Raw genomic sequence first — 13,191 nt, 5'->3', positions numbered from 1 at the left:
GGCGATCAGGCGGAGGGTACCTGCAGCACGCCGTTGCGCCGGTGCGGCAGCGACGCGAGCGACGCGTCCCGCAGCGGCGCGGGCAGGAGCGCCTCCGGCGCGTCCTGGTAGACGACCGGCCGCAGGAACCGGCGCACCGCGGTCGCGCCGACCGAGGTGTGCAGCGACGTCGTCGCGGGCCACGGGCCGCCGTGCTGCTGCGACCAGGTGACCGCGACACCGGTCGGCCAGCCCGCGAACAGGACGCGGCCGGCGCGCAGCTGCAGCAGCTCCACCACGTCGGCGACGTCCTCGCCGGGTTCGCTGTGCAGCGTCGCGGTGAGGCTACCCGGCACCGCCGCGAGAGCGGCGCGCAGCTCGGCGGCGTCGCCGTAGCGCACGAGCAGGGTGACGGGCCCGAACACCTCGGCCAGCAGAGTCTCGGCGCGGGCGGTGACGGCCGCGGCATCCGTCGTCAGGACGACCGGACGGGCGCCGTCCGCCGTCTCCGCGCCGTGCGCGAGGATCTCGACCGACGAGTCGGTGAGGAGATCCCGGATGCCGTCGGGGAAGGCCGACGTGATGCGATCTGTCAGCAGGGGGCCGCCGGCGGCGGCGGCGACCGACGCGGCGACGACGTCCTCGAACCCGGTGTCCGCGGGGATGAAGACGACGCCCGGCTTGGTGCAGAACTGGCCCACGCCGAGGGTGAACGACCCGACGAGACCGGTCGCGAGCTCCGCGACGCGGGCCGCAGCGGCACCGGGCGTCACGACGACCGGATTGACGCTGCCCAGTTCGCCGTAGAACGGGATCGGGTCGGGGCGGCCGGTCGCGAGGTCGAACAGGGCGCGTCCACCCGAGACCGATCCGGTGAAGCCCGCGGCCTGGATCACGGGGTGCTGCACGAGAGCGTTGCCCGCCTCGCGGCCCTCGATGAGCGCGATGGATCCGTCGGGGGCGCCGGCTGCCGCCAGCGCGTCGGCGGCGATCGCGGCGGTGCGGCGCGAGAGCTCGGGATGTCCGGAGTGCGCCTTGACGATGACCGGGTTCCCGGCCGCGAACGCCGAGGCGGTGTCACCTCCGAGCACCGAGAACGCGAACGGGAAGTTCGACGCCGAGAACACGGCGACGGGACCGACGCCGATCAGCATGCGGCGGAGCTCCGGGCGGGGAGGGGTGGCGTCGGATGCCGCGTCGTCGACGATCAGCTCCAGGTACGACCCCTCGGTGACCACCGAGGCGAACAGGCGCAGCTGCCCCGTCGTCCGGCCGACCTCGCCGCGCAGGCGCGTCGCGCCCAGGCGGGTCTCGCGGTCGGCGATCTCGACCAGCTCGTCGACGTGCGCGTCGAGCGCGTCGGCGATCGCCGTCAGCCAGGCGGCACGGTCGTCGGCGGAGGAGGCGCGCCAGATCGGCGCGGCGGCGGCCGCGGCATCCGTCAGGCGGGTGAGTTCTTCGAGTGACGTGGTCATCGGGTTCCTTCCGGGTCGGTGAAGCGCATCCCCAGTCCCGTGTGCGGGACCTCGGTGAGCGCGCCGCGCGCGATGGCGACGGGAGACGGGTCGTCGAGGGCTCCGAGGCTGCCGAAGGCGGCGTCCTCGATGTCCTCGACGAGGACATCCTGCTCGAGCACCATCGCCAGCTGACCCGACAGCTCGGGCAGCAGGTGGGGATGGAGGGCGGCGCCGGCGCGGTGCGCATCGGCCGCGATCCGCAGGAACGGGGTGATCCCGCCCACGCGGACGATGTTGGGCTGCACGATCTGCGCCGCTCCGGCATCCGTGAAGTCGGCGAACCGGTACCGGTTGTGCAGATTCTCTCCGAGCGCGATCGGCACCTGCGACGAGGCGCGCAGACGGCGGCCGAGCTCGGTGTGGCCGGCGAGGTCGTCGGCGCGGAGCGGCTCTTCGATCCAGGCGATGTCGGATGCCGCGAGCGCGTCGACCGCCTCGGTGGCCTGATCCAGCGTCCAGCGCTGGTTGGCGTCGATCATGAGCGCGCGGCGCGGGCCGATGACGTCCCGGACGGCGGCGACGCGGGCGATGTCGTCGCGCAGGTCGGGGCTGCCGACCTTCATCTTGACGGCGTCGAAGCCGGCGTCGACCCACCGCTGGGCCTGCGCGAGGAGCTCGTCGAGCGGGTAGTGCAGGTTGATGCCGCTGCCGTAGCAGCGGACGGAGGTGCGGCGGGTGCCGAGCAGCGACGCGATGGACCGGTCGGCGGCGCGCGCCGCCGCATCCCAGAGGGCCAGGTCGACGCCCGCGAGGGCGATGGTCGTGATTCCGCCGCCGCCGGCCTCGTGCAGGTGCTGCCATGCCGGCTGCCACAGCTCCGCGGCATCCGCCGTGCGGCCGACCGCGAAGGCGGCGATGTCGTGCTCGATCAGCGCGAGGACGGCGGCCGCGCCGATCTGCGGCGTCCATGAGAAGCCCCAGCCCTCGACGCCGTCCGAGCGCACCACGTGGGTCGCGATGACCCCCACCGAAGTGACGTCGGCTGCCCACGGCCGGGTCAGCGGGACCCGGATGAGGCGCGCGTCGAGCGAGGCGATCGTGCTCACAGCAGTGCTCGTCCCGCCTCGAGGATCGCCGCGAGGCGCGCCTCCTGCTCGGCGGTCGGGTCGACGAGGGGGGCGCGGACCGAGCCGACGGGGATCCCCTGCAGGCGGAGGCCCGCTTTGATGAGCGAGACGCCGAACCCCGGAGTCTCGTCGCGGAGCTCGACGAGGGGGGCGTAGAAGCCGTCGAGCAGCGCGAGGCGGCGCGTCTCGTCACCGTCGATGTAGGCGCGGTAGTACGCGTTGGCGACCTCCGGGATCATCGCGAAGGCCGCGGACGAGTACAGCGGCACGCCGATGCCGCGGTACGCGCCCTGCGTCAGCTCGGCGGTGAGGAGACCGTTGAAGAAGGCGAAGTCGTCGCGTCCCGCCTGGGCGACGGCCCGGACGATCAGCTGGGTCGCGCCGATGTCGCCCGCACCGTCCTTGAAGCCCACGACGCGGGGGTTCTCGGCGAGGCGGCGCATCGACGCCGAGGTGAACAGCGCGTTGCCGCGGTGGTAGACGATGACGGGCAGGTCGGATGCCGCGGCGACGGCCTCGACGTAGGCGATGAGCCCCGCCTGCGGAGCTCCGACGAGGTATGGCGGCAGCACGAGGAGCGCGTCGGCGCCGGCAGCGGCAGCCGCGCGGGCGGTGTCGAGGGCGTGTCCGAGGGGTCCGCCCGCGCCGGCGACGACGGGGACCCGTCCGCCGACGACCGCGACGGCCGTCCGGACTACGAGGTCGGCCTCGGAGACCGAGAGGGCGTGGATCTCGCCCGTGCCGCACGCGGGGAAGACGCCGCCGGCGCCGGCGTCGACGCCCGTCGCGATGTGCTGGCGCAGGGTGTCGGCGTCGACGGTCCCGGTCCGGTCGAACGGGGTGACGGGGAAGAAGAGGATGCCGTCGAAGTTCATACCGGCACGTCCTTTCGATCGTGCGCCGCAGCGGCGGCCGGGGAGGGAGCGGGGGATCCGGTCGCCGCGTCGACGGCGGCGAGCTCGCCGCGCCAGGTGCGCTGCGGACGCCAGCCGAGCAGGCGCGCGGCCTTGGCGTTCGAGAACGCGGGCGCGGTCCCGGTGAGACCCGCGGCGAGGGCATCGCTGCCCGGCACGAACTGCGGCAGCAGGTCGGCGAGCGGGCGGGTCGCCAGCGCGTCGTCGGCGCCGACGAAGAACGTCTCGCCGTTGGGGATCTCGGGCAGCGCGGCCAGCAGCGTGTCGGCGAACCCGGCGACGTCACGGGCGTCGACGTAGTTGAAGAGGGCGGGGGCGGACAGCGCGGCGTCGGCGAGGCGCTCGCGGACGGTGTGTCCCTGCTGGGTCGGGGCGCCCGCCCATTCCTCCGGGGCGATGACGTAGCAGGGCCGGAAGGCCGCGTACCGGACGGCGTCGCCGGTGCGGCGGCGCAGCATCGCGAGGGTCTGCTCGATCATGAGCTTCGACAGCGCATACGCGTTCCACGGCCGCGGCTCGGTCTGCTCGTCGAGCGGGAACCGGTCCGGCAGCCATCCGGCGGGGTTGCCGTAGCCGAGCACGGTCGGGCTGGAGGCCGCGACGATCCGGCCGATGCCGGCATCCACGGCGCCGCCGAGGACCGACACCGCGAGGCCGGTGTTGGTGCGCATGATGACGTCCTCGGGCGCGCTGAACGGCACGGCGATCGCCGCGAGGTGGATGAGCGCGTCGGCGCGGACGGCCGAGAGGGCGGCGGCCGTGGCATCCGCGTCGAGGAGGTCGATCGCGATCTGCTCGACGCCGTCCACGGCGAGCTCCTCGGAAGGGGCGCGGTCGAGTGAGACGACCTCATGGCCGCGGGCGGCGAGGCCGGCGACGAGGTTCCGGCCCAGTCGGCCGGAACCGCCCGTCACGACGACGCGGTTCGTGCTCGTCACGGCGCGTCCGACAGGAGCGCGACGCCGAGCTCGCCGACCGCGACGGGCAGACCGGTCTCGAGCGACCGGTTGCCGGCGATGCCGACGGCGATCGATCGGACGCCGTCGGTCCAGTCGGCAGGGCGCCCCAGCGGGTCGTCGACGGGGCCCGCGAAGACATCGGCGAGGAGCAGCTCGTCGCCGCCGCCGTGGCCGGAGTCGCCGGACTCGATGGGGATCTCGACGGCCTCGGTCCAGTGGCGCTGGACGAGCAGGCGCTCGCTGACCGGTCGAAGGCTGGTCGAGCCCCCCGCACCGGTCGCGCTCGGGTCGACGACGGGGTGCAGGCCGTCGCCGACGAGGACGGCGCCGCGCTCGACGACCTCGAGCTCCGCGCGGCCCTCGGTGCCGTTCACGGCGACGCGGTAGCCCTCCCACGGCGCGTGGGCGTTGAGGGAGTAGGAGAGGGTCGCCCCGCCGGAGTAGTCGACGACGAGGGCCAGGTTGTCCTCGATCGTGATGCCGGGTCCGAACACGTCGCGGTCGCGCAGGTAGCCGTCGTGCTGCTCGGCGTCGAGGTACAGCGCGCGCAGGCGGTCGTCGCCACGCAGGTCGAGTTCGAACGGGCCGTGGTCGCCGTCGTGCGTGCCGCGGGCGGCGCGCTCGCCGAGGCCGCGTGCTGCGGCGTTCTCGGCGCCGTAGAAGCGGAGGGCGCCCGAAGCGAAGACGCGCCGGGGGCGCTGCCCGATCCACCAGTTGACGAGGTCGAAGTGGTGGCTGGACTTGTGGACGAGCAGCCCGCCGGAGTGCTCCTTCTCGCGGTGCCAGCGGCGGAAGTAGTCGGCGCCGTGGTGGGTGTCGAGCAGCCACGAGAAGTCGATCGAGGTCACCTGGCCGATGAGGCCGTCGCGGATGACCTGGCGCAGCGCGCTGTTGCGCGGCGCGTAGCGGTAGTTGAACGTCAGCACGACCTCGCGCCCGGTCTCGGCGACCGCGGCCTCGATGGCGGCGGCCTTCTCGGCGTCGATCGTGAGGGGCTTCTCGACGACGACGTCGGCGTCGGCACGCAGCGAGCGGACGATCATGTCGGCGTGGGTGTCGTCGCGGGAGCAGATGATGACGCGGTCGACCCGCTCGTCGCGGATGAGCTCCTCGAGCCGATCCGGGGACCACACCGAGGGGGCCGGCAGGCCGCGCGAGGCGAGCAGGTCGGTGTACACCGCTGCGCGCACGGGGTTGGGCTCGCAGATGGCGACGAGCTCGGCCCGGTCCGCGTAGGTCGTGCTGATCGCGTCGACGTACATCTGGGCGCGGTGGCCCGCTCCGACGAGCGCGTAACGCGTGCGCGTCATGGATCCCAGCCTTTCGAGAGAGGGGAGAAACGTGGGGAAACGTTTTCTGACGTGGAGCGACTGTAGCACGCGAGGTCGGAGCCGTCGTCGGAACGGATGCCACGGCGCCCCCGGGCAGCGGGTTCGGGCCGCGGGGCTCAGACCGGCCGAGGGCCCGTGCTGCCACGGACGATGAGAGCGGGCCCCCGGACGACCGACGGGACGGCATCCGTCCCCGCGAGCAGCGCGCTCATCGCCTCCCACGCTTCGCGGCCGAGCTCGACCGCGGGGACGGCCGCGGTCGTGAGGGGCGGCGACGTGTACCGGGCGAACGGGATGTCGTCGAAGCCGGCGATCGACAGCTGCTCCGGCACGCGGATGCCGCGGTCCGCTACCGCCGACAGCAGACCCATCGCGACGAGGTCGTTGAACGCCAGCACCGCCGTGACGTCGGCGGCGAGCACCTCGTCGACCGCGTCCGCGCCGCTGTCGAAGTCGACGCCCGAGGCGATCTCGACGATCTCGAGGTCGCCGTGCGCGGCGCGGGCCTCATCGAGGGCGCGTCGCCGTGCGGCCCCCGACGCGCTGCCGGCGACGCCGGAGAGGAATGCGACGCGGCGATGGCCGTGGCCGTACAGGTGCGCGACCAGCTGGGCCATGCCGGTGCGGTAGTCGGCGGCGACGGTGGGCGCGTCCGCCTGCGGCGGCCGGTTGATCACGACGACCGGGGACAGGCCCGGCAGCAGCGCGGCCAGGTCGTCCGCGGACATGCGCGGCGCACAGAGGATCACGCCGTCGGTGCGACGTCGCGTCGCGGTCGCCAGGGTGGCCTCCTCGGCCACCTGCTCGGCGGAGTCGGCGATCAGGACGTGGAAGCCCTCGTCGGCGGCGGCACGGCTGAGCCCGCGCAGGATGGACTGGAAGGTCGGGTTGCCGAGGTCCGGGATCACGACCGCGACGGTCTGGGTCCGGCCGAGGACCAGGGAGCGGGCGAGCGGATTCGCGCTGTAGCCGAGCTCGGCGGCGACCGTTCGGACCCGCTCGGCGAGGGCGGCGTCCACGGTCGGGTTGCCGTTCATGACCCGCGACACGGTGGACAGCGAGACTCCGGCGGCGCGGGCGACCTGGGTGATGGTCGCGCGGGCGGTGTGTGCCACGGCGTCTCCGCTCTGTTCTCGACATCGGCCATACTACCGAGAAAACGTTTCACGACCGGGAGTCGATCATGCCCCCCTCCATCGCGGATCGCCGCGTCAAACAGGACCGCCTGCGCGCCCTCCGCGCTCGGCTCGGCACGTCGGCGATCCTGCTGACCTCGCACGAGGCGATCGCCTGGTACCTCGACGGCATCCGCACCCACGTCTCCCTCGCCGGCCCGCCCGTCCTCGCCGTGCGGGCCGCCGACGACGGCGACACCCTGTACGTCTCCGCCAACGAAGCCGACCGCCTCGTCGCGGAGGAGCTCCTCGACGCGGATGCCGCCGCCATCGTCCCCGTGCCGTGGCAGACCCCGCCCGCCGCAGCGGCGGCCGCGGCCGGTCCCGCGACTCCCGAAGCCGACGTCCCGGCCGAGCTCCGCGCGGCGCGCGCCGAACTGCTGCCGGCCGAGACCGCCCGGTACCGCGTGCTCGGACGCGAGGTGGCGGAGGTGCTCACCGAGGTGGCATCCGGCCTCTCGCCCGCCACGGCGGAGCGCGACGCCGCGTCGGCTCTGGCCGGCCGGCTCGTCGCGCGGGGGATCGATCCCCTCGTGGTCCTCGTCGCCGGCGCCGGCCGCCGGGCGCACCGGCATCCGCTGCCGACGGACGGGCCGCTCGGGGAGCGGGCCATGCTCGTCGTGTGCGGCCGCCGGTCCGGGCTCATCGCCAACGCGACGCGATGGGTCGGGGAGCGGGGTGCGGACGACGACCGCATACTCGCCGTCGAGGCGGCCTTCTTCGCCGCGACGCGGCCCGGCGCGCAGCTGCACGACGCCTTCGCCGCGGGATGCCGGGGCTATGCCGACGCCGGCTTCGACGCCGACGAGTGGCAGCGCCACCACCAGGGCGGCGCCGCCGGGTATGCCGGCCGCGACCCGCGGGCGACGGCGGAGACGCGTGACGTCGTGAGGGCGGGCCACGCGTTCGCGTGGAACCCGAGCGCGCCGGGGGCGAAGGTGGAGGACACCGTCCTCGTGACGGATGCCGGCGTGGAGGTGCTCACCGCCGACGAGCGCTGGCCGACGACCCGGGTCGGTGGTCTGCTCCGCCCCGTCGCCCGCCCGTTCGGCTGACCGCGGCCGGCGAGCGCCCGCCCCGGCCCGCGAGCGCGGGCCGGCGCTCGGCTCAGTCCGCTCAGCCGCGCAGGACGCGGTCCAGGAACTCGAGCCGGCGCGGCATGTGGTGCTCGCCGCCGCCCTCGTGGCCGTTGAAGGGGTAGACGACGATCTCGCGGTTGTCCCCGCCCCAGGCGTTGTATGCCGCGTAGACCGTCGACGGCGGGCACACCGTGTCGCGCAGCGCGACCGAGAACAGCGTCGGCACCTCCGCGAGGGGAGCGAGGTTCGCCCCGTCGATGTACGACAGCGTGTGCGCGACCTCGTCGATCCGGTCGCGATACCGCGCGAGGTAGGCGACGATCTCGCCGTACGGCTCGCTGTCGGTGATCGCCAGCGCACGCTCGATGTTGCTGAGGAACGGCACGTCCACGATCGCGCCGAGCAGGCCGTCGGCGAGGGCCGCGGTGGCGATCGCGATGCCGCCGCCCTGGCTCGCGCCGCTGATCGCGATGCGCTCAGGGTCGACGGCCGGCAGCGTCCGAGCCGCCTCGACGAGCAGGACCGCGTCGGTGAACACGCGCCGGTAGTAGAAGCTGCGGGGGTCGCGGATGCCGCGCGTCAGGACGCCGGGCATCCCGGCGTCGCCGGTCTCGGCGGCGGGATCGGGCGTGTCGTTGGGGACGCGCCACCCCTGGGCGCGGGCGTCCATCACGATGTGCGCATAGCCCGCCTCGGCGAGGGTGTGGTTCTGCCAGGCGAGGCCACGGCCGCCGGAGTAGCCGTGGAACTCGATCACGGTGGGCAGCGGGCCCGTGGCATCCGCGGGCGCGTGCAGCCACGCGCGGATGCGGTGCCCGCCGAAGCCGCTGAACTCCAGGTCCCACGTGTTCACGAGCCGCAGGCCGGTGTCCACCCGCTCCGTCCTCGCCGGGGAGGAGAGGGCGCGAGCCTCGTTGAGGGTCTCGGTCCAGAACGGGACCAGGTCGTCGGGGCGACGCACGGCGGGCCGGTAGGTCTCGAGGTCGGCGAGCGGCAGATCGAAGAGCGGCATCGGGCTTCTTTCTCGGATGGGAGCGGGCGACGTCGTCGCGACACCCGAGTATGCCAGCAGGCGGGCGCGGCCCCCGCGGCCGTTCCGGCCGACGACGATCGAGGCTGGTCCCGGCGCCGCTTTCCGTCGTAGCATGGGACCATGGGACGGAAAACGCTTTCCCGCGTGACGGATCTGATCGACGGCGATCACCCGGCGCGGTCGATCCTGCGCGTGATCGCGCGACGACGCGGGCGGCTCTCGATCGCCGTGCTCGCCTTCACGCTGAAGGAGATCCCGCTGTGGTTCCTTCCCGTCATCACGGCGGCGATCATCGACATCGTCGCGGCGGACGGCCCGGTCGACGATGTCGTGTGGTGGTTCGCCGTCGCCGCCGGACTGCTGCTGCAGAACTATCCCAACCACATCCTGTACACGCGGAACTTCATGACCGTCGTCCGTGACACCGGTGCCGATCTGCGCAACGCACTCGCCGCACGGCTGCAGAGCCTGTCCATCGGGTACCACTCGCGGATGAGCTCCTCCGTCGTGCAGACGAAGGTCGTGCGCGACGTCGAGAACATCGAGCTCATGCTGCAGCAGGTCACCCACCCGCTGCTGTCGGCCACGATGGTCATGGTCGGCGCGATCTCGATGACGGCCATCGCCGTGCCGCAGTTCCTGCCGGTCTACGCACTCGCGGTCCCCATCGCCATCGGCATCCGCTACGGCATGCGCAAGCGGTCGCGCGAACGCAACGAGCTGTTCCGCCGCGAGGTCGAGGTGCTCTCGGCGCGGGTCGGCGAGATGGCGTCGCTCATGCCCGTCACCCGCGCCCACGGCCTCGAGGAGACCGCGGTCACCCGCGTGGCGGGCGGTGCGGACGGCGTGCGTCGAGCGGGCCTGCACCTGGACATGCTCAACGGCCACGTCGCCTCGGTGTCGTGGGTCGCGATGCAGCTGCTCGGCGTGGGATGCCTCGTCCTGGCGGCCGTCTTCTCGCTCACCGGCATCCTGCCGATCTCGCCGGGCGAGGTCGTGCTGCTGTCCACCTACTTCACCCTCCTCACCCAGGGGCTGACCCAGCTCCTGATGCTGATCCCCGTCGGAGCGCGGGGCCTGGAATCCGTCCGCTCGATCGCCGAGGTCCTGCAGGAGCCGGACCTCGAGCAGAACGAGGGCAAGGCGCCGGTGGACGCCGTCGACGGCACGCTCTCGCTCGAGGCCGCCTCGCACCGCTACGCCGGTTCCGATGAGGACGCGCTGCACCGCATCGACCTCCACATCCCGGCCGGATCGACCTACGCGTTCGTAGGATCGTCGGGATCGGGCAAGTCGACGCTCCTCAACCTGGTGCTGGGTTTCCTCCGCCCGAGCGAGGGCCGCATCCTCCTCGACGGGAAGGACATGCAGCGGCTCGACCTGCGCACCGTGCGACGATTCGTCTCCGTCGTGCCGCAGGAGTCCGTGCTGTTCGAGGGCACGATCCGCGACAACGTCGCCTACGGCCTGCGCGGCGTCGAGGACGCCCGCATCGAGGCGGCGCTCCGCGACGCCAATGCGTGGGAGTTCGTCGCGGCTCAGCCGGACGGCTGGAACACGGTGGTCGGCGAACGCGGCGCCCGCCTGTCCGGCGGTCAGCGCCAGCGGCTCGCGATCGCGCGCGCGCTCGTCCGCGACCCCCGCATCCTGCTCCTCGACGAGGCGACGAGCGCCCTGGACCCCGAGTCCGAAGAGCTCGTGAAGGACGCCCTGAACCGGCTCATGAAGGGACGGACCACGCTCGTCGTCGCGCACCGGCTCTCGACCGTGCGCCAGGCCGACACCATCGTCGTCCTCGAGCGGGGGCAGATCGTCGAGCGCGGGTCGCACGACGAGCTCGTCGCGCTCGGCGGCCGATACGCACAGCTCCATCTCACGCAGGCGGGGCTCGCATGAGCGGCCCGCAGGAAGGCACTCCCATGACCCGCACGCTTCGCTGCGCACTCGTCGGAACGGGCGGCGTCGCGCAGCTGCACGCCCGCGCGGTGGCCGCCCACCCGCACGCCGACCTCGTCGCCGTCACCGACTCCGCCCGCGACAAGGCGGAGGCCTTCGCGGCGCAGTGGGGCGCGGATGCCGTCTACGACGACCTCGACGCGCTGCTCGCGGCCGAGCATCCGGACGTGGTCCTCATCTGCACGCCCCCGGGAGCGCACCCGGCGCAGGCGATCGCGAGCGTCGCCGCCGGCGCGCACGTCGTCGTCGAGAAGCCGCCGGCACCCTCGCTCGCCGAACTCGACGACATGCGGGCCGCCGCAGCCGCGGCCGACCGCCGGCTCGCCGTCGTGTTCCAGCAGCGCACCGGGACGGCTGCCGCGCACGTCCGGGAGCTCCTCCGCTCCGGCGCGCTCGGCCGTCCCCTGGTCGCCTCGTGCCAGACGCTCTGGTTCCGCGGCGAGGACTACTTCGCCGTCGACTGGCGAGGCAAGTGGGAGACCGAGGGCGGCGGGACGACCCTCGGCCACGGCATCCACCAGCTCGACCTGCTCGCCTACCTGCTCGGCGACTGGGCGAGCGTGCAGGGGCGGCTCTGGCGCCTCGATCGGGAGACGGAGACCGAGGATGCGTCGACGGCGACGGTCGTCTTCTCGAACGGCGTCGTCGCTCAGGTGCTGACGAGCGCCGTGTCGCCGCGCGAGACCAGCTCCATCCGGATCGACACCCAGAAGGCGACCATCACCGTCGACCACCTGTACGGGCACGGCCACGACAACTGGTCGATCACCCCCGCGCCCGGCCATGAAGCCGAAGCGGAGGCGTGGCGGTTCCCCGACGAGGAGGAGCGCAGCGACCACGCGCCCCTCCTGCGGGACGTCTTCGACGCGCTGCTGGCCGGCGCGCCGCTGCCCGCCACCGCCGACGCGCCGGCGCGCTCCTTCGAGCTCGTCACCGCCATCTACGCCTCGGCGGCAGCCGACGGCGCCGTCGTCACCCCCGAGATCCTCGCCGCGCATCCCACCCACCGGGCGGGTCTGCGGAGCCCGGTGAGCGACATGCGGACGAGCGGGGCGTGAGCGCCGCCGAGCTCTACCGCGACCCGGTCTACGACGGGGCGACCGACCCGACGGTGGTCATCGCCGCCGGCGGCTGGTGGATGTTCTACACGCAGCGCCGCGCGACCCATCCCGATCCCGGGCCCGGAGTGGCGTGGGTGCACGGCAGTCGCATCGGCGTCGCACGCTCCGCGGACGGCGTCGTCTGGACGTACGCGGGCACGCTCGAGCCCGATGCGGCGGGCGACCTGGTGCTGGCGCCGGGAGGACCGGCATCCGTCGTCGACCGCACGCACTGGGCGCCCGAGGTCGTCTTCGACGGGTCGCGCTGGCGCATGTACCTCACCGAGATCGACGGTGTGCCCGACCGGTGGCCGGGGCACGCGCGCACCATCGTCGAGTACCGCTCCGACGACCTCTCCGCGTGGCGGCGGGTCGGCGCGCTGGCGCTCGACAGCGACCGCGTCATCGACGCGGCGGTCGCCCGCACACCCGACGGCCGGTGGCGGCTCTGGTACAAGGACGAGGCGGCCGACTCGGTCACGAAGGTCGCCGTCTCGTCGGACCTGGCCGCGTGGGAGCCCGGCGGCACCGCCGTCGGGGGCCGCCCGCACGAGGGCCCGTACGCCTTCGAGCGGGGCGGCTGGTGGTGGCTGATCGTCGACGAGTGGCGCGGCATGGCGGTGTACCGGTCGACGGATGCCGTCGACTGGCGCCGCCAGGGCGGGCCCGACGAGGTCATCCTCGGCGCGGGCGAGGTGCCCGGTCCCGGCTTCGGCCACCACGGCGCCGCCGTCGTGGACGGCGACGACCTGTGGTTCTACTTCTTCGGGCATCCGGCCGCCGCGTACGTCCCCGGTGTGGACGCCGAATCGGCGGCCGAGCGACGCTGCGCGATCTACCGCGCGCGGCTCGAGGTCCGTGCGGACCGACTGGTGACGCGGGAACGCTGAGCGGAGCGGACGGTAACATTTCTGTTACCGGTCCCAGTAGCTGCGCGGCGAACCCTGAGGGGTCGGTGAAAACGTGTTGCGAATCGTTTCAACACGTAGTACCGTGACGGGCAAGCGCTTTCCCATCTGCATCAGGCGCCCACAGCAACGGACCATGTCGTCCGCGACACACTCGGAACGCGGACGTTCAA

The 13,191-nt window shown here is 73.5% G+C and carries 11 protein-coding genes; 4 read left to right on the top strand and 7 right to left on the bottom strand.

Going from position 1 to position 13,191, the window contains the following annotated elements; all coding sequences use genetic code 11:
- Positions 1-5 precede the first annotated feature (5 nt).
- The 6 genes from AB3M83_RS00555 to AB3M83_RS00530 all read right to left on the bottom strand — a co-directional run bounded on the left by AB3M83_RS00555 (position 6) and on the right by AB3M83_RS00530 (position 6,882).
- The gene (locus AB3M83_RS00555) at positions 6-1,454 is read right to left on the bottom strand and encodes an aldehyde dehydrogenase (NADP(+)) (protein ID WP_412944395.1); all 1,449 of its coding nucleotides are present in this window, start codon (positions 1,452-1,454) and stop codon (positions 6-8) included.
- On the bottom strand, positions 1,451-2,542 hold the full coding sequence (locus AB3M83_RS00550) for a mandelate racemase/muconate lactonizing enzyme family protein (protein ID WP_412944394.1): 1,092 nt from the start codon (positions 2,540-2,542) through the stop codon (positions 1,451-1,453). The genes AB3M83_RS00555 and AB3M83_RS00550 overlap by 4 nt, the downstream gene beginning before the upstream one ends.
- Complete coding sequence (locus tag AB3M83_RS00545) at positions 2,539-3,438, bottom strand: 5-dehydro-4-deoxyglucarate dehydratase (protein ID WP_412944393.1); 900 nt, start codon at positions 3,436-3,438, stop codon at positions 2,539-2,541. Before AB3M83_RS00545 ends, AB3M83_RS00550 begins: the two co-directional genes overlap by 4 nt.
- The gene (locus tag AB3M83_RS00540; RefSeq protein WP_412944392.1) at positions 3,435-4,415 is read right to left on the bottom strand and encodes an NAD-dependent epimerase/dehydratase family protein; all 981 of its coding nucleotides are present in this window, start codon (positions 4,413-4,415) and stop codon (positions 3,435-3,437) included. The genes AB3M83_RS00545 and AB3M83_RS00540 overlap by 4 nt, the downstream gene beginning before the upstream one ends.
- A complete protein-coding gene (locus AB3M83_RS00535; RefSeq protein ID WP_412944391.1) occupies positions 4,412-5,746 on the bottom strand; it encodes a Gfo/Idh/MocA family protein in 1,335 nt (444 codons plus the stop codon). The genes AB3M83_RS00540 and AB3M83_RS00535 overlap by 4 nt, the downstream gene beginning before the upstream one ends.
- Positions 5,747-5,883: 137 nt before the next feature.
- On the bottom strand, positions 5,884-6,882 hold the full coding sequence (locus AB3M83_RS00530) for a LacI family DNA-binding transcriptional regulator (RefSeq protein WP_412944390.1): 999 nt from the start codon (positions 6,880-6,882) through the stop codon (positions 5,884-5,886).
- Between the two features lie 149 nt (positions 6,883-7,031).
- On the opposite strand from AB3M83_RS00530, the gene AB3M83_RS00525 reads away from it, so the two are divergent.
- Positions 7,032-7,997 carry a M24 family metallopeptidase gene (locus AB3M83_RS00525; protein ID WP_412945951.1) on the top strand — a complete coding sequence of 322 codons (966 nt, stop codon included), beginning with the start codon at positions 7,032-7,034 and terminating at the stop codon, positions 7,995-7,997.
- A gap of 61 nt (positions 7,998-8,058) precedes the next feature.
- Here the strand turns inward: AB3M83_RS00525 and AB3M83_RS00520 are convergent, their stop codons facing one another.
- Positions 8,059-9,033: an acetylxylan esterase gene (locus AB3M83_RS00520; protein ID WP_412944389.1), complete on the bottom strand. Its 975-nt coding sequence runs from the start codon at positions 9,031-9,033 to the stop codon at positions 8,059-8,061.
- A 141-nt stretch (positions 9,034-9,174) separates the two neighbouring features.
- Here AB3M83_RS00520 and AB3M83_RS00515 point away from each other — a divergent pair, with 141 nt between their 5' ends.
- Genes AB3M83_RS00515 through AB3M83_RS00505 form a run of 3 tightly spaced genes read left to right on the top strand, consistent with a single transcriptional unit; the run spans position 9,175 to position 13,000 of the window.
- Positions 9,175-10,950 carry an ABC transporter ATP-binding protein gene (locus AB3M83_RS00515; protein WP_412944388.1) on the top strand — a complete coding sequence of 592 codons (1,776 nt, stop codon included), beginning with the start codon at positions 9,175-9,177 and terminating at the stop codon, positions 10,948-10,950.
- A 23-nt stretch (positions 10,951-10,973) separates the two neighbouring features.
- Entirely contained in the window at positions 10,974-12,068 is a 1,095-nt protein-coding gene (locus AB3M83_RS00510) for a Gfo/Idh/MocA family protein (protein ID WP_412944387.1), read from the top strand.
- Positions 12,065-13,000, top strand: coding sequence for a glycoside hydrolase family protein (locus AB3M83_RS00505; RefSeq protein WP_412944386.1), 936 nt, complete (start codon positions 12,065-12,067; stop codon positions 12,998-13,000). The genes AB3M83_RS00510 and AB3M83_RS00505 overlap by 4 nt, the downstream gene beginning before the upstream one ends.
- The last annotated feature ends 191 nt before the right edge of the window (positions 13,001-13,191 follow it).

Origin of the sequence: Microbacterium pasadenense (assembly GCF_047246565.1) — a bacterium.
Taxonomy (GTDB): domain Bacteria; phylum Actinomycetota; class Actinomycetes; order Actinomycetales; family Microbacteriaceae; genus Microbacterium.
This window is presented reverse-complemented; position numbering and strand designations above follow the sequence as displayed.